Genomic DNA, 20800 nt, shown 5'->3' on the forward strand with positions numbered 1-20800 from the left:
ACAATGGTGCTGTAATAGGTGCACCTAGTGTAGACCTATTACGGTGTGGGCTCTATGGTGGCTTCGGACCCATCAGGTGCCTCCATGGCACTCACCTAGCGGAGGTAGGTTTCGAATGGCTGAGGTGGCCAAGCCGGCGCAGACACCGGCCCCCGGCGACTGGCAGGCGTGGCAGGAGAGCTGGGACCGCCAGCAGGAGTGGTACATGCCCGACCGCGAGGAGCGGTTCCGGGTGATGCTCGACACCGTGGAGGCGCTGATCGGCCCCGAGCCGGTCGTGCTGGACCTCGCCTGCGGCACCGGCAGCATCACCGAGCGCGTGCTGCGCCGCCTCCCCGGCGCCCGGTGCACGGGCGTCGATCTGGACCCGGCGCTGCTGACCATCGCCCGCGGGCACTTCGCGGGGGAGAAGCGGGTCGAGTTCGTGACCGCCGACCTCACCGACCCCGGGTGGCGCGAGGCGCTGCCGCACCGGTCCTACGACGCGGTGCTGACGGCCACCGCGCTGCACTGGCTGGACACCGAGCCGCTCCGGGTGCTCTACGGGCAGATCGGACAGGTGCTGCGGGACGGCGGGGTCTTCCTCAACGCCGACCACATGACCGACGAGTCCGCTCCCCGGATCAACGCCGCGGCGCAGTCCTTCGGCCAGGCCCGCAAGGACCGGGAGCTGGCCGCCGGGGCGGTCGACTGGGCCGCCTGGTGGGGCCAGGTCGTCGAGTCACCGGAGCTCGCGGAGCCGGCGCGGCGGCGCTTCGAGCTGTTCGGCGATCCCCGGGTGCCCGGCGACCACACCCGGCGGGACCGGCCGACCACCGTCCAGTGGCATCTGGACACCCTCCGCGCCTCCGGCTTCGCCGAGGCCCGCCAGGTCTGGTGCTCGCCTAGCGACGCGGTGGTGGCGGCCCTGCGCTGACAGCGCCCGCGGACGCCCCAGGTCGGCCGCGTCGCTGGGGAAGGGGCGCTGAGCCGCTGCCCCTGGGGAACGGACCGGGACGGGGTGTCCGCCGGCCGGGCTCACCGGCCGGCGGGCACCCCGTCCGCCCGGGCTCACCGACTCCTCGGCGAGCGTGCCGTTCAGCGGTCGCCGAGGTCGGGGGCGAAGGTGACCGGCGCGTCGAAGGCGGCGCGTCGGGCGGCTCGGCGCAGCACGGCGGGCCCGGTCAGCAGGATCGCCACGAGATTGGTGATCGCCCGTCCGTCCGCACCGCCGAAGGCGTACGGTCGACCTCGCAGACAGTGGGAGAGCGGCTGGAGCCGAAACGCCGCGGCCGATCCGAAGAAGGGAAACCGAAGCGTCGATGACCGGGTCCGCCGACTCAGTCCTGCTGCGCACCGAAGGGCGCGCCGCCTACCTCACCCTCAACCGACCGAAGGCGCTGAACGCCCTGACCCACGCGATGGTCCGGAGCATCGACGAGGCCCTGACGGCGTGGGAGGAGGACCCGGCCGTCGAGACGGTGGTGCTCACCGGAGCGGGGGAGCGGGGCCTGTGCGCGGGCGGCGACATCCGCGCCATATACGAGGACGCTCTGGCCGGTGGCGGCACCTCGCCGGCGTTCTGGCGCGACGAGTACCGGCTCAACGCCCGTATCGCCCGCTACCCCAAGCCGTATGTCGCCGTGATGGACGGCATCGTCATGGGCGGCGGGGTCGGCGTCTCCGCGCACGGCGGCTGCCGGATCGTCACCGAACGCTCCCGGATCGCCATGCCGGAGACCGGGATCGGGTTCGCACCCGACGTAGGCGGCACGTACCTGCTCTCCCGGGCCCCGGGCGAGCTGGGCACCCACCTGGCGCTCACCGGCACCCCCGTCGGGGCCGCCGACGCGCTGCTGTGCGGACTGGCCGACCACTTCGTCCCCACTCGCCGACTTCCCGAACTGCTGGAGCGACTGGCCGCATCACCCCTCCCGGAGGCCCTGACCGGCCTCGTCGAGCCGGCCCCGGAAGGGCGGCTCGACGGAGCCCGGGAGTGGATCGACCACTGCTACGCCGCCCCCACCGTGGCGGAGATCGTCGAACGCCTGCTGGCCAGCGGGGTGCCGGCGGCCAAGGAGGCGGCGGCCACGCTCCAGGGCAGGGCTCCGACGGCGCTCAAGGTCACCCTGCGCGCCGTCCGGCAGGCCCGAGGGATGGAGACCCTCGAAGCGGCGCTCCGGCAGGACTACCGGACTTCCTGCGCGGCGCTGTCCACACCGGATCTGGCCGAGGGCATCCGGGCCCAGGTGATCGACAAGGACCGGCAGCCGCGCTGGTCGCCGGCGACCCTCGCCGAGGTTACCGACGAGCACGTGGAGCGCTACTTCGCCCCGCTGGGCGAGCACGAACTCCGACTGCCCTGAGGGACCCGGGCCCGCCCGCTCCTCCCGGTCCGACCGGGCGCCGGGGCGGCCCCGTGCCGCGGCACCCGGGCCCGCCCCGGCCGGACGGCGCAGACCCGCCGACCACACGCGGTACGCCCGTCCGCCAGGAGCAGGGCCGCGGCTCCGGAGTCCGCGACTCGCGGCGGCGGACACGGAGTCAGCCCGCCCGGGCCGAGGCGTCCGCCGTCGCCAGATCGCGCGGATAGGTGCGCAACGCCGCCAGGCCGAGCAGGCCCGCCGCGGCGAGCGGAATCAGGCAGAGCAGGAAGGTGTACATCAGACCGTCCGTGCCGCCGAAGACGTCGCTGGAGACGAACCCGAGGACCAGCGGCGCGCTGAACTCGCCGAGGGTGCGCACGGTCGTGCGGACGCTCTCCGCACGACCCCAGATCGCGGGCGGCACGATGTCCAGCCTGGCCGCGTCCAGTGGAGGGTTGGGGACGGCCAGCAGGAAGCCGCCCGCCGTCAGCAGCGGCACCGCCAGGAGCGGTGAGGTGACGAAGAGCCCCGGGGCGAGTGCCACCGGGGCCGCCAGAAGGGCGAGCGACGGCACCAGGATCCGTCCGTTGAGGTAGCCGCGGCGCAGTAGGCGGTCGGCCAGGTGACCGCCCGCGAACACCCCGAGCAGCGCGCCGACACCGACCACCAGTGTCAGGGCGCTCGCGGTGGGACGGGAGACCCCGTAGTGGCGGGTGGCGTAGAGCACGGCGAAGGTGCGCAGCCCGGCGAAGAAGAAGTACCCGAGACTCGAGGCGAGGATGAGGATCACGACCGTGCGGATCCGCAGCACGTAGAGGTAGATCCACCAGACCGGCCTGCTCTCCGCGGCCCCGGGAGGCAGCACCAGGTGCTCCACCGGTGCCACGCCGCGGCGGCGGGTGAGCCGCCGGGCCCGGTCGGGCGGTGGGCGGCGGCCGGCCGGGCTCCGGCGGGACCCGGGGGCGGCGGGGGACTCGTCCGCGGGGGTCGGCCGCCGGGCCGCCAACCGGGCCTGGCGACCGCGTACCGGCTCCGGCATCCGCCACACCAGCCGGGCCAGCCAGAGCGCCGGCAACGCGAGCCAGGCCAGCGCCACCCGCCAGGAGACGGCGGAGGCGATGGTGCCGGAGAGGAAGTAGCCGGCACCGGCGCCCACCAGTTCCCCGGCGAGCACATAGCCGTACAACCGGGCCCGGTCGGTGGTGGGGAAGTAGTCACCGACCAGTGAGGCCACGGTGGGCCCGGCGGTGGCGGTGACGGCACCGAGGGCGATGCGGGAGACCAGCAGCCAGCTGAAGGAGGGACTGGCCCCGCTGGCGACGGTCGCGACGGCCCACAGCACGATGCTGCCGCCGAGCAGGTGGACCCGGGTCACCCGGTCGGTGAGGATGCCGATGGGCAGGGTGAAGGCCGCGCCGGTGAGCGAGGTGGCCGACACCAGCAGGCCCACCCCGGCGTTGCTGATCCCGAAAGCGCGTTCGAGATCGCCGGCGACCACCGAGACCGTCGCCGTGTCCGCGCCGTTCAACGCCACCACCGCGGCCAGCAGCACGATGACCGTCAACTGGTCGGGGCCGCCCACCGCCTCCAGGACCCGATGCCGGAGCAGCCTCCGGAGCCGTCCGAAGGGCGCGCCGAGCGGCCGGACGGCGCGTGCGGCGGGCCCCGCCGGTCCGACGCCGGATGGCTCCATCCGTTCGGCTCCTCCTCGCCTGCGCGCACCGCGACGCCTCGCCGGCGGGAACCTCTGCCCTCCCCGCTGCTTCCGGCCGTCCGACCCGCGGCAACCACTACCAGACGCGCGCGACGGTCGCCCCGAACCGGCCGCGTGTCCGCCGACGGTTCCCCGGTGGGGGCCGTTCACTGTGCCGGGCGCCCGCCCGGCGTGGGCACCGGACCGAGGCGTCACCGGCGCCTGGCGGGGCGGGTCACCGCGGGCCGGAACCCGGGGCGCGGTCGAGAGGGGAACCCGGAGGAGATATCTTGATGTCGAGCAATGTTACGACGTGGAGCGGAGCACCCGGTGACTGACTCGACCATCATCTACACCCACACGGATGAAGCCCCGGCCCTGGCGACGTATTCCTTCCTGCCCGTGGCCAAGGCGTACGCCTCGACGGCGGGGGTCACCGTGGAGAGCCGTGACATCTCGCTGGCCGGGCGGATCATCGCGGTCTTCCCCGAGTACCTGGAGGAGAGCCAGCGCATCGACGACGCGCTCGCCGAACTCGGCGAGCTGGCCAAGACGCCCGGCGCCAACATCATCAAGCTGCCGAACATCTCGGCCTCCATTCCGCAGATGAAGGCGGCGATCGCCGAACTCCAGCAGCAGGGCTACGCGCTGCCGGACTACCCGGACGACCCGAAGACCGACGAGGAGCGGGAGATCCGCGCCCGGTACGACAAGGTCAAGGGCAGCGCGGTGAACCCCGTGCTCCGGGAGGGCAACTCCGACCGCCGCGCGCCCGCCTCGGTGAAGAACTACGCCAAGGCGCACCCGCACCGGATGGGGGCCTGGAGTTCCGACTCCAAGACGAACGTCTCCCACATGACCGGTGACGACTTCCGCTCCACCGAGAAGTCCGTGGTCATCGAGGAGGCCGGCTCGCTCCGCATCGAGCTGGACGGGGACGACGGCAGCACCACCGTGCTGCGCGAGTCGGTACCCGTACTCGCCGGCGAGGTGGTCGACGCCTCCGTGATGCGCGTCGCCGCGCTCCGCGAGTTCCTCGCCGCCCAGGTCGCCAGGGCCAAGGCCGAGGGCGTCCTCTTCTCGGTGCACCTGAAGGCCACCATGATGAAGGTCTCCGACCCGATCATCTTCGGCCACGTGGTGCGCGCCTTCTTCCCGAAGACCTTCGCCGCCCACGGCGAGACGCTGGCAGCGGCCGGTCTGACCCCGAACGACGGGCTCGGAGGCATCCTCAAGGGCCTCGAGTCGCTGCCCGGCGGCGCGGAGATCCAGGCCTCCTTCGACGCCGAGCTCGCCGAAGGCCCGGAGCTGGCCATGGTCGACTCCGACCGGGGCATCACCAACCTGCACGTGCCGAGCGACGTCATCGTCGACGCCTCGATGCCCGCGATGATCCGCACCTCCGGCCACATGTGGGGACCGGACGGGCAGGAGGCCGACACCCTCGCCGTCATCCCCGACAGCAGCTACGCGGCCGTCTACCAGGTCGTGATCGACGACTGCAGGGCGAACGGCGCCTTCGACCCGTCGACCATGGGCTCGGTGCCCAACGTCGGACTGATGGCGCAGAAGGCCGAGGAGTACGGCAGCCACGACAAGACCTTCGAGATCCCCACCACGGGCACCGTGCGGGTCGTCGACGAGAGCGGCAAGGCCGTGCTCGAGCAGGTCGTGGGCGCCGGCGACATCTTCCGCATGTGCCAGACCAAGGACCTCCCCATCCGGGACTGGGTCAAACTCGCCGTCACCCGCGCCCGGGCCACCGGAAACCCGGCCGTGTTCTGGCTGGACGAGGGGCGCGCCCACGACGCCCGGCTCATCGAGAAGGTCCGGCAGTACCTGCCCGAGCACAACACCGAGGGCCTGCAGATCGAGATCATGACGCCGGCCGAGGCAACCGCCTTCTCCCTGGAGCGGATCCGCCGTGGCGAGGACACCATCTCGGTCACCGGCAACGTGCTGCGGGACTACCTGACCGACCTCTTCCCGATCCTGGAGCTGGGCACCAGCGCCAAGATGCTCTCGATCGTCCCGCTGATGAACGGCGGAGGGCTGTTCGAGACGGGAGCCGGGGGGTCCGCCCCCAAGCACGTCCAGCAGCTGGTGAAGGAGAACTACCTGCGCTGGGACAGCCTGGGCGAGTTCCTCGCCCTCGCGGTCAGCTTCGAACATCTCGCTCAGACCGCGGGGAACGCACGCGCCCAGGTGCTCGCCGACACCTTGGACCGGGCGACCGCCACCTTCCTCAACGAGAACAAGTCGCCGAGCCGGAAGCTGGGCGGTATCGACAACCGCGGCAGCCACTTCTACCTCGCGCTCTACTGGGCGCAGGAGCTGGCGCGGCAGACCGATGACGCCGAACTCGCCAAGGACTTCGCCGAACTGGCCAGGACGCTGAGCGAGCAGGAGCAGACGATCGTCGACGAACTGGTCGCGGTGCAGGGTTCGCCGGTCGAGATCGGCGGCTACTACCAGCCCGACCCGGACAAGACCTCCGCGGTCATGCGCCCGTCGAAGACCCTCAACCAGGCGCTGGCGACCCTGGGCTGAGCATCCGGCGCGTCTCACCGCCACCTTCGGTGAGACCGTGAGCCGGCGGAGGGGGCGGTCCTCGGACCACCCCCTCCGCTGCTTTTCCGGCCGGCAGTGTGGCGACCGGTGGCGCCGCCCCGTCCGGCGTGCTCCCCTCGGTGCGCGAGGGTGCCGAGGCTGTCCTGTTCTTGTCGTGTCAAATGTCTTGCACCTGACAACTTCGGTGTTCACCCTGGCTGATCGGTGCCCGCGAGCAGCGGACCGCAGTCGGACGAAGGGAAGCAGGCACATGCGAGGAAGAAGCGAGGCCGGCGGCCGCCGAAGAGCGAGCCGCCGGGTGCTGGCCGGGGCTGTGTCGCTGGCGGCGGTCGGAGGACTGGCCATGGCTTCCGGCGCGGCCTCCGCGGCACCGGCGACCGGGGCATCGGCCTCCGTGCCCTCGGGGACGGCGAAGCAGAGCGCCGCCTCCTGGCGGGTCGACCTGTCCGCCACGGGTGGGGAGGACGGCGCCAACCTCCGCTACGCCGACGGCGCCCTGGGCATCCGCGACACCGGTGTCGGCCTCGCCTCCGCGGATGGAGCAGGCGGCTACGGATCGGGCGTACTCCCGGTGCACACCGTCGAGCGCGCCGTCAACCGGATCGCCGCCGACGTGCGGGCGGACGCGCCCGCGGGCGCGCGGGCGGTAGTGGACGTCCGTGGCCGTGACGGCGAGCACGGGGCCTGGACGGAGTGGCGCGAGGCCACCCCCGGCGCACCCGCCGAACTCCCACGCGCCGTCACCGAGGTGCAGGCGCGCCTCACCCTCTCCAGTGGGAAGGACGGGGCCGGCCCCGCGGTGCGGAGCCTGCGGCTGACCGCGGACCGGGTGTCGAAGGCCGCTCCGCTGAAGCAGACGGCGGAGCCGTTCACCGCCCAGGTCTACGCCACCCGCGAGGGCCTGGTCGGCTACACGACCGCCAACGGGCACGTGATCCAGCCGAACGACCACTTCGTGGCGCTGCCCTCCCGGCGGGGCCTGTCGGCCAACGGCAGCGGCGAGTACTCCGTGCGGGTGTGCGGGCCGGCGCGCTGCGAGACGGCGCCGGTGTGGGACGTCGGCCCGTGGAACACGCACGACGACTACTGGAACCCCTCGGCGAACCGCGAGAGCTTCAAGGACCTGCCCCGGGGCAAGCCGGAGGCCCAGGCGGCGTACCAGGACGGCTACAACGGAGGCCGCGACGAGTTCGGGCGCGCGGTCCTCAACCCGGCCGGCATCGACCTCGCCGACGGCACCTTCTACAACGTCGGCCTGAACGACAACGGTTGGGTGACCGTCACCTACCTGTGGACCGGGGACGACGGCGGCGCGACCAAGTCCTTCCCGACCTGGGGCACCGACGTGAGCGTCCGGCAGGCCGCCACCACCGCCTCCACCAGGGTGGGCTCGCTGGCCGGCCCGACGACCGTGCGGGTGCAGTGCCAGGTGCACGGCGAACTCGTGCAGTACCAGGGCTACACCAACGACGCCTGGTCCTACCTCCCGGACTACGGGGGGTACGTCTCCAACATCTTCATGGCCGTCCCGGACGCCTGGCTGCCGGGCGTCCCCGACTGCTGACGCCGGCACCACCCCTCGACACGGCCGCCGCCCGCCCCCTCGGCGCGGCGGCCGTGCCGCGTCCGCCGGCGCGCTCGGCAGCGCTCGAAAAACCGGTGGGGTGTCCCGGCAGCGCTCTGTAGGCTCGTGGTTCCCGTGGCCACTCCGCCCGCCACGTCGTCGAGCAGAAGAGAAGCAGAGCTATGGCTGAGCAGCACACCTACCGGGTGATCGTGCGCGGCACCTGGCACGACCTCACGGACGAGGCCCGTGCGCGACTGCTGTCGGAGGTCGACGAGCACGGCCTCGACCAGATGCGGTTCAGTGAGGAGGGGTGCCTCTCGTACGACAGCGCCCTGAAGCACTTCAGCTACCGCTTCGTGGTGGTCTCCGACGCGGCGGACGGCGAGGAGATGGCTGCGGCGATCGCCGAGGAGCAGGCCGAGACGGCGCTGCGGGAGCAGGGCCTCGGCTACCGCGACCTGCGCTCCTCGGCGACGGACATGGATCTGATGAAGATCAACCGGAAGCCCGGCCGGCGCTGACCGACCGGCGCGGCAGATCCGGCATGGCCGGGCGCCGGGATGCTCCGCAGCTCACCGTGGGGCTGGTTCGGTGGCACAGCCGGTGGTGTTCGCCACCAGGGTCTGTCGAAGGCCGTGTCGGCTTGTCCACCTCGCATGGTGAGGCGTGCAAGTTTTTTTCTTCGTGCGTCCGATGAGTCCCGACCAGCTCTACCGAGTCGGAGTCGGTGCACGAAGACCGCGCCCGACGGTCATGATCGGAAACTGCGAGTCACCGGCTGGAAGGGCCCCCGAACGCTAGGGTGATTCAAATAAGGGTGTGTTGCATAGATTTGGTGAAAGGTCGGCCTGTCGAGAGCAGTGACGACCTCTGCGCTGGGGGGCGGCATGCAGGAAATGGCCAAGGGGGCCAACGTCGGGCTGGACACTCTGAGTGAGGATGTCGGGTCCTTGGTCGTGCGCCTGGCGTGGTGCAGCACGACGGGGGACGGGGATGCTGATGTGTCCGTGCTGTTATTGGCACCGGACGGCAAAGTACGCGGCGATGCGGACTTCTTCTTCTACAACAACCCCACCGCAGCTGACGGAAGCGTCGAGCTGTTGGGTAAGACGCCGACCGCCAACGGCAGCGAGGACCGCATCGGCCTTGATCTGACAGCGGTGCCGGAAGATGTGGAGCGCGTGGTGCTGGCCGCGAGCAGGTACGGCGGCGCGCACTTCGGTGACCTGGACGATCTGCGCTTGACGATCGCCGACCCCGCCGGGGAGGCCCTTCTCGGGTTCTCCATCACCGACGCCGGTATGGAGAGTGCCTTCATCTTCGGTGAGCTGTACCGGAGGGGCGGAGAGTGGAGATTCCGCGCCGTCGGCCAAGGGTACGCGACCGGGCTGGCAGGGCTGGCCACCGACTTCGGTATCGATGTGGACGACACTTCGGAAGAGGAGGCCGACGATGCGGAGGGCTCCGACGGACGCGAGGGGGAGGCCGGCTCGGCTGGCACCGCGGAGGTTGTCGGATCGCCTGCTCCACAACAGTCGGTGACCATCCCTGAACAACTGGCGGATGCTGGGAGCGCCGTATCTGCCGTCCCCGCGAAGCGCCGCCCCCGTACCGCCAAGAAGAAGGTCACCCTGCCCAAGACGGACCGGAAATCGCTCGCCGAGGACGACGCATGGCGGCAGGCCCGGCTCTTCCCTGCTTCCTCGCTCAAGAACGACCGAGAGCGGGAGATGCGCGCCACGTCCGTTTTACTGTCGGTGATGGCCCAGGTGCCGGAATTCGGCCGCCGGCTCACCGCCGCGTTCGGTGCCCCGGCCGGTCGGATGGAGACCTTCACCGAGGTTTCTCTGCCTCATGGCGACAGGCCCAGACGCCCTGACGGAGTCGTCCGCGTCGAACGGGCCGGCAAGTTGTGGACGGCGCTGGTGGAGACGAAGACCAATGGCAATGCGCTGAGGTCCGGGCAGGTACAGGACTACGTGGACATCGCCGCGCGGCGCGGCTATGAAGCCGTGATCACACTCTCCAATGACGTGGCACTCGACGGCAGTTCGCTCATCGACGTCAAGATCGATCGACGTCGTAAGCACAAGGTGACGCTGTGGCACCTCTCCTGGGCGGAAGTCGCCCACCAGGCGCAGACGCTGATCCATCATGAAGGCGTCGGCAGCGCTGTCCACGCCTGGCTCCTCCGGGAACTCCTGCACTACCTGCAGCACGAGAACTCGGGCTGCCACGGCTTTCAGAACATGGGTCCGGCCTGGGTGCCGGTACGCAGGGGGATCGAGGACGAGACGCTCTGTCCGGGGGACAAGCGGGCCGTGGAGGTCGTCGAGAGCTGGGAACGGCTCATGCGCCAGGTCTGCTTGTGGCTGGGTGGCGAACTCGGCCAGAAGGTACTGCCAGTGCAGCGGGCCAAGCGGGGCACCGACCCGCAAAGCCGCCGTACCGCCCTGGCCGAGCGCTTCTGCGAGACCGGACGGCTGACCGCCGAGATCCGTATCGAGGGCACGCCGGGCACGCTGGCCATCGTCGCTGATCTACGCACAGGCAAGCTGCGTACCTCGATCGAAGTGCCCGCGCCCGAACAGGGTTATCCGCTGACCTGGGCCAAACGGCTGGTACGACAACTAGCCGAAGCGCCAGCCGATCTGCGTATCGAGACTCTCATCGACGGGCAGACCGGTCCGCGTAGCACTTTGGCGCGCTTGCGTTCCGAACCGGCCGACCTCCTTCCCCAGGACGGTGCGAAGATTGCCGGTTTTGGGGTGGCGCTGAGCAAGAGTATGGGAAGCAGCCGAGGCAACGCTGAGACCGGGTTCATCCGTAGCGTCTACGACGCCGTGGACGGCTTTCACACCTCCGTTGTGGCGCATCTGCGACATGGTTCGACCCGCCGCAGGACTGCTTCCCGGGGAACTGCCGTGGAGTGACCGGGCGGTGCGTCGCCGCGGTCCTCGCAGCCGCTGCTGCGGCACCAGGCAACGATCGCCTCGCTGCACTGCCTGAAAGCCCAGCAGCGTCCAGGACGTACTGGACGCTGCTCCTCAGCGAGCAAACACTTGTCGTTACTCTCTGCGGTGATCCAGCTGTGGTTCCGGCTTTGGGCGGAGTCATCGGATTGGGTTTCCAACGCTCTGCACTCGATGCCCGGGGTGGGCCAAGCAACTGGGGGGTGCCACTCCAGGCCGACAGCGCGCGAACCTCGTTCGCTCGACCGGCACCACGGCGGTCGGGGGCCCAGGTGGCCGGCCGCCTCTCCGAACTGACCGTGAACGGCCTCCTGCTCGCCTGAGCAGGTCGGGCGAGCCCGACCTGCGAGGTCGGAGACCGAGTTAGGCTGGCCGGGTGACTGCGGTGGCGTCTCTTCTACCGGTCAACGTGAAGCTCGGCGTCCTGCTGTTCGCTCTGCTCCTGGTGGCGGCCGGAGTCACGCACTGGTTCCGGTTGTCCCCTGACTCCGGTGTGGACCGCCGGAAGCAGATCCTCGTCGCCGGCGTGCGCGCCGCGGTCCAGCTCGCTGCGGTCTCTCTCGTCATCAGCTGGGCGGTCACGGCCCTCTCCGGGCTGCTGACCTTCCTGGTCGTCATGTTCGGCGTCGCGGTGCGCACGGCCGGGCGGAGACTGACCGGCAACCACACCTGGTGGCTGACGGCGGCCCCGATCGCCGCCGGGGTGGTCCCGGTGGTCGCCGCGCTGCTGCTGACCGGGCTGGTCCCGCCGGAGGGGATCGCCCTGATCCCGATCACGGGGATCCTCATCGGCGGCGCGCTCACGGTGACCGTGTTGGCCGGCCGCCGGGCACTGGACGAACTGGCCCAGCGCCACGGTGAGGTGGAGGCGGCGATGGCCCTGGGGTTCCCGGACCGGGAGGCCCGGATGGAGATCGCGCGGCCGGCGGCCTCGGACGCGCTGCTGCCCGGTCTCGACCAGACCCGCACGGTCGGGCTGGTCACCCTGCCGGGGGCGTTCGTCGGCATGCTGCTGGGCGGGGCCAGCCCGTTGATGGCGGGCGCGGTGCAGCTGTTCGTGCTCATCGCGCTCATGGCGGTGCAGTCCGTCGCGGTGGCGGTGACGGTCGAGCTCGTCGCCCGGCGCCGTCTCCACCGGGCCGCCCCGGGGCCGCAGGCAGTCGGTCTCGGCCGCGGGCAGTCGGTGACGGCCGACCGGGCTGGCCCCGGGAGCTGGCCGGGCCGTTCCCGGGACAAGGGCGCCACCGGCTGACCTGGCGAACCCCTGAGCTCTATGCCGACTCGCGGAAACAACCGCCGATCCAGCAGAATCGCGGAGGGCGCCCCCGGCAGGACTCGAACCTGCGGCCAAGCGCTTAGAAGGCGCCTGCTCTATCCACTGAGCTACGGGGGCCTGAAGGCGCCGCGGAACCCGGTCCCCGACGTGCCGACGGTTCCGACCGTACGGGCGATGCTGCTCGGTACCCGGGTTCGGCGGATCCGTGGCGTTGCCGGGGACAAGGATAGGCGTCCGCGTACCTTGTCCGGCTTGCTTCACCTCCGTGACACGTTGTGGAGGTTCCGTGAAGCGGTCCTGATACTCGCAGGCGGGGGCGATTCCCGCATCGCTTTTGCGCTCTCGGAAGCCGGGTGTTGTGCACTCGTTATGCCTGACGGCCCGTGGGTAACGCGGCGTCACGCCGCTGGGCCGCCCGGTAATCCCCGGGTGGGCGCGCGGCGGTCGGGTGGCGCCCGCCCCGCGGCCCGGGGGGCGGCGCGCAGGATGGCTATACGCTTTAAAACGGTGACAAAATTGGGCATTCTTCGCGTGTGGCGACCTTGGACGTACAGCCTCAGCTGATCGACGCACTGTCCGCACTGCGCGACCGTGTCGCTGCCGCACGCTTTCCGCTCCCCCTTCCGGACGCGCCGCGGGCCCGGCGGACCCGGCTGGAGCTGCTGGCGCAGTTGGACGACTACCTCCTGCCCCGCCTCCAGGCCCCGGACGCGCCGCTGCTCGCCGTTCTCGGCGGGTCGACCGGTGCGGGGAAGTCCACGCTGCTCAACTCGCTCGTCGGGCGCCGGGTCAGCGAGGCCGGAGTGCTGCGGCCCACCACCCGCACCCCCGTACTCGTCTGCCACCCCGACGACCGGCACTGGTTCACCGGCCGCCGGGTGCTGCCGGAGCTGAGCCGGGAACTGCGCCGTAACATCCCGTCAGCCGCCGGGCGCCCCGGTGGCGCTGTACCGGCCGCGGCGGGCGGCGGACGGCCCGCGCACACCGCCGAACGGCCGATCCCGCGGCGGCCCGGCCCCGACGGCGGTACGTTGCCCCGACCGGGGGAGAACCGTCCCGGGGGTGGCGCCGAGGACGCCCCGTGCCGGCTGCGGGTCGAGACCGTGCCGAGCATCCCCCGGGGCCTCGCCCTCCTCGACGCCCCGGACATCGACTCGCTCGTCACCGGCAACCGCGAACTGGCCGCCCGGCTGGTCTGCGCCGCCGATGTGTGGGTGCTGGTCACCAGCGCCGCCCGCTACGCCGACGCCGTCCCCTGGCACCTGCTGCGGGCCGCCCGGGAGTACGACGTCACCCTGGTCACCGTGTTGGACCGGGTGCCGCACCAGGTCGTGGCGGAGCTCTCCGGCCACTTCGACCGGCTGCTGGAACAGGCCGGACTGGGCGACGTCCCCCGGTTCACCATCCCCGAGCTGCCCGAGTCGGCCGGCGACGGCGCGGGGTTGCTCCCGGTCAGCGCCGTCGCCGCCCTGCGGGGCTGGCTCATCCAGCGCGCGCAGGACCCGGCCGCCCGGGCGGTCTCCGCCGCCCGTACCGCCACGGGCGTGCTCGACTCCCTCAACGCCCGGCTGCCCGGGTTGGCCGCCGCCACCGCCGCGCAGCACGCCACCGCCCTCCGGTTGGCCCGGTGCGTGGAGGCGGCCTATCTCGAAGCCGTCGACCAGGCCCGCTCCGAAGCGGCGGGCGGCGGCCTGCTCGCCGGCTCGGCCCTCGCGCACTGGCGCGGCTACCCCGAGGACAGCACCGCCGGCGAGTTGCTGGACGCGCTGGTCGACGGGGTGACGGCGCTGCTGTGCTGTGTGGTCGCGGACACCGACGAGCGTACGAAGTCGGCCTGGCGGAAGGAACTGGCCGACAGAACCGCCGGCGGACCCGCGGAGGGCGGACCGGGCAGCGGGACGGTCGGAGCGGCCCGCTCGGCCGGTGGCCACGGTGTGGACGCCCCGGACGATCGCGGAGCCGAGGGGGCCGGCTGGGCCGAGCGGCTGGGGGTCTTCGGCGCCGCCGGAACCCCGGCGGCCGATGCCGAGACCGGGCTCGCCAGCTCCGCGGAGCGCGTCGGGGTGGCGGTCCGGCGCTGGCGCCGCCGACTGGAGGAACTCGCCGAGGAGGCGGCGGACCGCACCGAGACCGCCGGTGCCGTGGACCCCGCCCAGGTGTCCGCCCTCCTCGCCGCCGCCCTGCTCGGCGGCCCGGCCGCGGGCTCCGCCGCCGACACGCTCGCCGCGCAACTGGGAGAACGAGGAGCGGCACGGCTGCGGGAGAACGGAGACCGGCTGCTGGCTGACTCGGTGCGCGGGGTCCTGGCCGCGGAACGGGACCTGCGGCTGGCTCCGTTGGACGAACTCGACGTGAACCCGGTGCGGCAGAGCGAGCTGATCGCCGCGCTGTCCGTACTGCGGAAGGAAAGGTGACCGGAGTGTCCTCCACCACAGCCGATCGGCCGGAAGACGCCGGCGGTCCTCCGTCCCCGTCCCCGGCGGGGGCCGACACCCCCTGCGGCGAGCCGCCGACCGGTGTCGAGGATGGAGGGGAGCGGCCCGCCGGCGCCGCTCCGGTCGCATCCCCGCGACTCCCCGCGCGTCGGTCCCGCGAGGACCGCGCCGATCCGGAGGAGCACGGCCCCGGCGAGCCTGCCCGCGCCTGGAACGACGGACTGATCGCACGGCGCGCCCTCTCCCGCGCGGCGGCACGGAGCGGGCCGGCCGCGGCGGGCGAGACGGGCGAGCGTTCCGCCCCGCCGCCCCCGCGGGACGAGCGGGCCACCGCGCCCGAGGGCCCGACCGGTGGAGGGCTGGGCACCGCGGCGGCGGTCACCGGCCTTGCCGGAGACGGCCCGTCGGCGGTCATCCCCGTCCCGGAAAGCCCCCTCTCGCCTCCCCGGGACGGCGACCGCCGGAAAGAGCCGCCCACACCCCGCCACAGCCCCGGCGTCCCAGGGGCGAGCCACAGCCCCGGCGTCGCAGGGGTGAGCCACAGCCCCGGCGGTGCCGGGTGGACCGACGGCGAGGGTGTCCGGCCCACCGACTGCTCCGGCGCTAGGGCGCCAGGCACGGGCCCCCTCTGGACCCCCGGCACGGCGCCGACCGTAGCCTCGCCCTACGGAGGAGCCCGGAGACTGGAGTTCGGCGCCGCGCTCCGCGGCCGGCTGGAGGCGCTGCGCCGGCTGGTCGGCCTCTCCCGGGTCCGGCTCGCGCCCGAGACCCTCGCCGAGGCCGGCCGGGTGCTCGACGAGGCCGCCGCCCGGCACCGGCTCTCGCTGGACCACACCGTGGTGGCGGTCGCCGGCGCGGGCGGTAGCGGCAAGTCGACGCTGTTCAACGCCCTGGCCGGGGCCCCGTTGTCGGAGACGGGGGTACGCCGGCCGACCACCTCGGCCCCGATGGCCTGCACGTGGTCCCAGGGGGCCGACGGCCTGCTCGACCGGCTCGGTGTCCCGCACCGGCTCAGGCGGCAGGCGCAGCTCTGCTCCGACCCCGGGCTGAGCGGGCTGGTCCTGGTCGACCTGCCCGACCACGACTCCGCGGTGGGCGGCCACCGGGAGCAGGTGGACCAGCTGATCGGGCTCGCCGACGCGGTGATCTGGGTCGTGGACCCGGAGAAGTACGCCGACGCGGTGCTGCACGAGCGCTATCTGCGTCCGCTGGCCGGATACGCCGAGGTGACCTTCGTGGTGCTGAACCAGCTCGACCGGTTGCCCGGTGACTCCGCGGCCCAGGTGCTGGAGGACCTCAGGCGGTTGCTGGACGACGACGGCCTCGCGCTGGGCGAACACGGTGAGCCCGGCGCGGCCGTGCTGGCCGTCTCCGCCCTCACCGGCGAGGGGATGGCGGAACTCCGCGAGCAGCTCGGCCGCTTCTGTGAGGAGCGCGGAGCCGCCGAGCGCCGTCTCACCGCCGACGTGGCCGGGGCGGCCGAGCGGTTGCGGCCGGTCTACCTCTCCAAGGGCAGGACCGTCCTCACCGAGGGGACCCGGGAGGTCTTCGAGGAGCGGCTGGCGGAGGCGATCGGCGCCCAGGCCGCCGGACGGGCGGCACGGCGGGAGTGGCTGCGGCTGGCCGAACTGGCCTACGGAGGGCCTTGGTGGCGGCTGCGCCGGCGCTACCGGAGGAGGCGGGCCGCCGCCGGCGTGACCGTCCGCCCCGCACCAGGCCGGCCCCGCGCCCGGCGTCCGGGGGTACTCAGCACTGGGCTGTACCGCCCCAGGTTCCGGCCCACTCCCCGCGCGGCGGGCAGGGCTCCGCTCCCGGCGGAGCAGGACGAGGGGCGGGCGCCCCGAGCCGACCGGGCGATGGTCGAGCAGGCGGTCCGCGCGGTGGCCGAGGATGCCTCCGCGGGGCTGCCGGAGCCCTGGGCGCGGGCGGTGCGGGAGTCCGCGGCGCAGGGCGCGGAGTGGCTGCCGGAGACCCTTGAGGAGACCGCCGCCGCGCAACTGGTGGGCGACGGGCAGCTGTCCCGGCCGCGCTGGTGGACGCTGGCCGCCGTGACCCAGGTGCTGCTGCTGGCCGCGCAGCTGGCGGCGGCCGCCTGGTTGGTGGCGGTGGTCGCCGGCCCCACGGGGGGGTTGGGGGAGGCCGTCCGGGCCCCGCTCCTGATGCTGGGAGCGGCCGCGGTCAGCGGCCCGCTGCTGGCGTGGTGCTGCCGGAGAGCCTCCCGGCAGCCGGCCCGGGAACACGGTCGGGAGGTGGAGCGGCGGCTGCGGAGCACGGCGGGTTCCTGCGGACGCTCCTGCGTGCTGGAACCGGTCGCCGCGGAGTTGCTGCGGTACCGGGAAGTGAGGGAGCAGTACCTGACAGTGGCCGCGGACGCTCCCTGAAGTCCCCGACGAATCTCCGCATCCGCACGGAGGTCCGGTAACTCCCGTTTCGGCACGGGGATTTGTCGATATAGCAAGTTTCAATCGTCTCACGGGGTAACGATTGCGATTCGATCGGTTCTCCTGGAGTCCTGACGGGGAATCGGATCGCTTTTCGTTCCCTAGTATCCGGGCGTACTCACGGGGACTTGAGTTATTCGTCGCGAGGTGCGGCACCAGGTGCCGCCTCGCCCGGAGGGGACATCCATGATTTCTGTACGCAGGCGGGGTTCCGCCCGCCTCACCGCCGCGGTTCTGGCCTCGGGCCTGGCCGCCGCGGGCGCGATAGCCACCGCGAGTCCGGCCGTGGCCGACGACGCGGTTCCCCACAAGGGGGGTGCCACCGCGACCCTGGCCGGTCTGAAGACCTACGACCAGGTGGTCATCCACCACCAGGGCCGCCCGGACCAGAAGCTCAGCGGCGGTCTGTTCGAGCTGACCGTCGACGGCGGCGGTTCGCTGCTGACCTACTGCATCGACATCAAGAACCCCACGCAGCAGCGGGCGAAGTACAACGAGCGCTCCTGGGCCGAGACCTCGCTGCACGACAACAACGACGCGGGCAAGATCAACTGGATTCTCCAGAACTCCTACCCGCAGGTGAACGACCTGGCGGCGCTCGCCCAGAAGGCCGGCTCCGGTGCGCTCACCGAGAAGACCGCGGCGGCCGGTACCCAGGTGGCCATCTGGCGCTTCTCGGACCACGCCGACGTCGAGGCGGTGGACCCGGCGGCCGAGAAGCTGGCGGACTACCTGGAGCAGAGCGCGGAGAACCTCGACGAGCCCGGCGCCTCGCTGCACCTCGACCCGCCGGCGGTCTCCGGCAAGGCCGGTGACCTGCTCGGTCCGATCAAGGTCGCCACCAACGCCGGAAGCGTCACCGTGGCCCCGGCCGCCGACGCCGCCGATGCCGGGATCAAGATCGTGGATGCCGACGGCAAGCCGGTGACCAACGCGAGCAACGGCGCCGAGCTGTTCTTCCAGGTGCCCGCCGGAGCCGAGCCCGGCTCGGCCTCCGCCGTCGTCAAGGCCAGCACCAAGGTCGAGATCGGCCGGGCGTTCGCCAGCGACAGCAAGAGCCAGACCATGATCCTGGCCGGCTCCAGCGAGAGCACCGTCTCCGCCACCGCCACGGCCAACTGGGCGAAGCAGGGCCCGATCCCGGCCCTCTCCGCCGAGGAGAACTGCGCCAAGGGCGGTGTGGACATCTCGGCCGCCAACAAGGGCGACGAGCCGTTCACCTTCGAGCTGGCCGGTGAGAAGCACACCGTCGAGGCGGGCAAGTCCGAGACCATCACCGTCCCGGTGGAGGAGGACCAGGCCTACGAGTTCACCATCAAGGGCCCGAACGGCTTCGAGAAGACGTTCTCCGGAGTCCTCGACTGTGAGACCGCCGGTGTCGACACCGACGAGCCCTCCTCCGAGCCGAGCCCGGCCAGCGTCGGCGGTTCGTCCGGCGACCTCGCCGAGACCGGCAGCAGCGACGCCACCCCGGTGATCGCGGGCGTCGCCATCGCCCTCGTCGTCCTCGGCGGCGGCACGGTGTTCTTCCTCCGCAGGAAGAAGGCCGTCACCGCGGGTGAGTGAGGTTGTCGCCCCGATCAGTACACCGGTCGCGGCCCAGCACCCGCTGAGCTGACCTGACCGACCAGGCCGGAGGGCCGGAGCTCCCAGTGTCCCAAGGGGCTCCGGCCCTCCGCCGCTCACATCCCCGCTCCTCCCGGACCGCGGCCCGGGCCGCGCCGAGACCGTCTGGTTTTCCCCGGACGGCAGCCGTGCGGCAGGATGGGATGTATCTGCCTCCACACGGCGGAGCCGCACATTGGTCCTCCTCGATTGCCGGACGGTTTCTCTTGGCTGAGTTCATCTACACCCTGCGCAAGGCGCGCAAAGCGCACGGCGACAAGGTGATCCTCGACGACGTCACGCTGAGCTTCCTGCCCGGTGCGAAGATCGGCGTGGTCGGCCCGAACGGCGCCGGCAAGTCCACCGTTCTGAAGATCATGGCGGGGCTGGAGCAGCCGTCCAACGGTGACGCGATCCTCACCCCCGGCTACTCCGTCGGCATGCTCCAGCAGGAGCCGCCGCTCGACGAGTCCAAGACGGTCCTGGAGAACGTGCAGGACGGGGTCGCCGAGACCATCGCCAAGCTCAAGCGCTTCAACGAGATCGCCGAGCAGATGGCCACCGACTACTCCGACGAGCTGCTGGAGGAGATGGGCAAGCTCCAGGAGCAGCTCGACCACTCCGGCGCCTGGGAACTGGACGGCCAGCTGGAGCAGGCGATGGACGCGCTCGGCTGCCCGCCCGGCGACTGGCCCGTCACCAACCTCTCCGGTGGAGAGCGCCGCCGGGTCGCCCTCTGCAAACTGCTTCTCGAAGCCCCCGACCTGCTGCTGCTCGACGAGCCCACCAACCACCTGGACGCCGAGTCGGTGCAGTGGCTGGAGCAGCACCTGGCCAAGTACGCCGGCACCATCGTGGCCGTCACCCACGACCGGTACTTCCTGGACAACGTCGCCGAGTGGATCCTGGAGCTCGACCGCGGCCGGGCCATCGCGTACGAGGGCAACTACTCCACCTACCTCGACAAGAAGGCCGCCCGGCTCAAGGTCGAGGGCCAGAAGGACGCCAAGCGGGCCAAGCGCCTCAAGGACGAGCTGGAGTGGGTCCGCTCCAACGCCAAGGGCCGGCAGGCGAAGTCGAAGGCCCGGCTGAGCCGCTACGAGGAGATGGCCGCCGAGGCCGAGAAGACCCGGAAGCTGGACTTTGAAGAGATCCAGATCCCGCCGGGGCCGCGGCTGGGCAACGTCGTGGTGGAGGTGGAGAACCTCAGCAAGGGCTTCGGTGAGAAGCTCCTCATCGAGGACCTCTCCTTCACCCTCCCGCGCAACGGCATCGTGGGCGTGATCGGTCCGAACGGCGCCGGCAAGACGACGCTGTTCAAGATGCTCCAGGGACTGGAGAGCCCGGACAGCGGCTCGATCAAGGTCGGGGAGACCGTCAAGATCTCCTACGTGGACCAGGGCCGCGACAACATCGACCCGAAGAAGACGCTGTGGGCCGTCGTCTCCGACGAACTGGACTACATCAACGTCGGCCAGGTCGAGATGCCCTCCCGGGCGTACGTCTCCGCCTTCGGCTTCAAGGGCCCCGACCAGCAGAAGCCGGCCGGCGTCCTCTCCGGAGGCGAGCGCAACCGGCTCAACCTCGCGCTCACCCTCAAGCAGGGCGGCAACCTGCTCCTGCTTGACGAGCCGACCAACGACCTGGACGTCGAGACGCTCTCCTCGCTGGAGAACGCGCTGCTGGACTTCCCCGGCTGCGCCGTGGTCGTCTCCCACGACCGCTGGTTCCTGGACCGGATCGCCACCCACATCCTCGCCTACGAGGGCGACTCCAGGTGGTTCTGGTTCGAGGGCAACTTCGAGTCCTACGAGAAGAACAAGATCGAGCGGCTCGGCCCGGACGCCGCCCGGCCGCACCGCACCACCTACAAGAAGCTGACCAGGGGCTGAGCG

General features: G+C 71.9%; 12 protein-coding genes and 1 tRNA gene. 11 read left to right on the forward strand and 2 right to left on the reverse strand.

The window, feature by feature from the left end:
* Nucleotides 1–115: 115 nt before the first annotated feature.
* Nucleotides 116–916 carry a class I SAM-dependent methyltransferase gene (locus BGP73_RS01110; RefSeq protein WP_069811346.1) on the forward strand — a complete coding sequence of 267 codons (801 nt, stop codon included), beginning with the start codon at nucleotides 116–118 and terminating at the stop codon, nucleotides 914–916.
* 385 nt (nucleotides 917–1301) lie between these two features.
* Nucleotides 1302–2345, forward strand: coding sequence for an enoyl-CoA hydratase/isomerase family protein (locus BGP73_RS01115; RefSeq protein ID WP_069811347.1), 1044 nt, complete (start codon nucleotides 1302–1304; stop codon nucleotides 2343–2345).
* Between the two features lie 178 nt (nucleotides 2346–2523).
* Here the strand turns inward: BGP73_RS01115 and BGP73_RS01120 are convergent, their stop codons facing one another.
* On the reverse strand, nucleotides 2524–4038 hold the full coding sequence (locus tag BGP73_RS01120; RefSeq protein ID WP_079127103.1) for an MFS transporter: 1515 nt from the start codon (nucleotides 4036–4038) through the stop codon (nucleotides 2524–2526).
* 330 nt (nucleotides 4039–4368) lie between these two features.
* On the opposite strand from BGP73_RS01120, the gene BGP73_RS01125 reads away from it, so the two are divergent.
* From BGP73_RS01125 to BGP73_RS01145, 5 genes are all read left to right on the forward strand, one after another.
* Nucleotides 4369–6588: an NADP-dependent isocitrate dehydrogenase gene (locus tag BGP73_RS01125; protein WP_069811349.1), complete on the forward strand. Its 2220-nt coding sequence runs from the start codon at nucleotides 4369–4371 to the stop codon at nucleotides 6586–6588.
* A 271-nt stretch (nucleotides 6589–6859) separates the two neighbouring features.
* A complete protein-coding gene (locus BGP73_RS01130) occupies nucleotides 6860–8173 on the forward strand; it encodes a hypothetical protein (RefSeq protein WP_069811351.1) in 1314 nt (437 codons plus the stop codon).
* 182 nt (nucleotides 8174–8355) lie between these two features.
* On the forward strand, nucleotides 8356–8697 hold the full coding sequence (locus tag BGP73_RS01135) for a DUF6204 family protein (RefSeq protein WP_069811353.1): 342 nt from the start codon (nucleotides 8356–8358) through the stop codon (nucleotides 8695–8697).
* A gap of 375 nt (nucleotides 8698–9072) precedes the next feature.
* Nucleotides 9073–11109 (forward strand): TerD family protein, encoded by a 2037-nt coding sequence (locus BGP73_RS01140; protein WP_069812034.1) that lies wholly within the window; start codon nucleotides 9073–9075, stop codon nucleotides 11107–11109.
* 415 nt (nucleotides 11110–11524) lie between these two features.
* The gene (locus tag BGP73_RS01145) at nucleotides 11525–12400 is read left to right on the forward strand and encodes an ABC transporter permease (RefSeq protein ID WP_079127104.1); all 876 of its coding nucleotides are present in this window, start codon (nucleotides 11525–11527) and stop codon (nucleotides 12398–12400) included.
* Nucleotides 12401–12468: 68 nt separating this feature from the next.
* On the opposite strand, the gene BGP73_RS01150 is transcribed toward BGP73_RS01145, so the two are convergent.
* Nucleotides 12469–12541, reverse strand: a tRNA-Arg gene (locus BGP73_RS01150).
* 425 nt (nucleotides 12542–12966) lie between these two features.
* On the opposite strand from BGP73_RS01150, the gene BGP73_RS23385 reads away from it, so the two are divergent.
* The 4 genes from BGP73_RS23385 to ettA all read left to right on the forward strand — a co-directional run bounded on the left by BGP73_RS23385 (nucleotide 12967) and on the right by ettA (nucleotide 20797).
* On the forward strand, nucleotides 12967–14838 hold the full coding sequence (locus BGP73_RS23385; RefSeq protein WP_079127178.1) for an ATP-binding protein: 1872 nt from the start codon (nucleotides 12967–12969) through the stop codon (nucleotides 14836–14838).
* Nucleotides 14839–14843: 5 nt separating this feature from the next.
* Nucleotides 14844–17240 carry a YfjP family GTPase gene (locus BGP73_RS01160; protein WP_244501039.1) on the forward strand — a complete coding sequence of 799 codons (2397 nt, stop codon included), beginning with the start codon at nucleotides 14844–14846 and terminating at the stop codon, nucleotides 17238–17240.
* 246 nt (nucleotides 17241–17486) lie between these two features.
* Nucleotides 17487–18866 carry a Cys-Gln thioester bond-forming surface protein gene (locus tag BGP73_RS01165; protein ID WP_069811358.1) on the forward strand — a complete coding sequence of 460 codons (1380 nt, stop codon included), beginning with the start codon at nucleotides 17487–17489 and terminating at the stop codon, nucleotides 18864–18866.
* Between the two features lie 266 nt (nucleotides 18867–19132).
* Nucleotides 19133–20797 (forward strand): energy-dependent translational throttle protein EttA, encoded by a 1665-nt coding sequence (gene ettA, locus BGP73_RS01170; RefSeq protein WP_069811360.1) that lies wholly within the window; start codon nucleotides 19133–19135, stop codon nucleotides 20795–20797.
* The last annotated feature ends 3 nt before the right edge of the window (nucleotides 20798–20800 follow it).

It is taken from the genome of Streptomyces sp. TP-A0874 (assembly GCF_001748085.1).
Lineage (GTDB): Bacteria > Actinomycetota > Actinomycetes > Streptomycetales > Streptomycetaceae > Streptomyces.

Bases quoted from the DNA above. Each gene is read 5' to 3' on its own strand.
- BGP73_RS01110 (WP_069811346.1), top strand. From the start codon at position 116: ATGGCTGAGGTGGCCAAGCCGGCGCAGACACCGGCCCCCGGCGACTGG.
- BGP73_RS01115 (WP_069811347.1), top strand. From the start codon at position 1,302: ATGACCGGGTCCGCCGACTCAGTCCTGCTGCGCACCGAAGGGCGCGCC.
- BGP73_RS01120 (WP_079127103.1), bottom strand. From the start codon at position 4,038: ATGGAGCCATCCGGCGTCGGACCGGCGGGGCCCGCCGCACGCGCCGTC.
- BGP73_RS01130 (WP_069811351.1), top strand. From the start codon at position 6,860: ATGCGAGGAAGAAGCGAGGCCGGCGGCCGCCGAAGAGCGAGCCGCCGG.
- BGP73_RS01135 (WP_069811353.1), top strand. From the start codon at position 8,356: ATGGCTGAGCAGCACACCTACCGGGTGATCGTGCGCGGCACCTGGCAC.
- BGP73_RS01140 (WP_069812034.1), top strand. From the start codon at position 9,073: ATGGCCAAGGGGGCCAACGTCGGGCTGGACACTCTGAGTGAGGATGTC.
- BGP73_RS01165 (WP_069811358.1), top strand. From the start codon at position 17,487: ATGATTTCTGTACGCAGGCGGGGTTCCGCCCGCCTCACCGCCGCGGTT.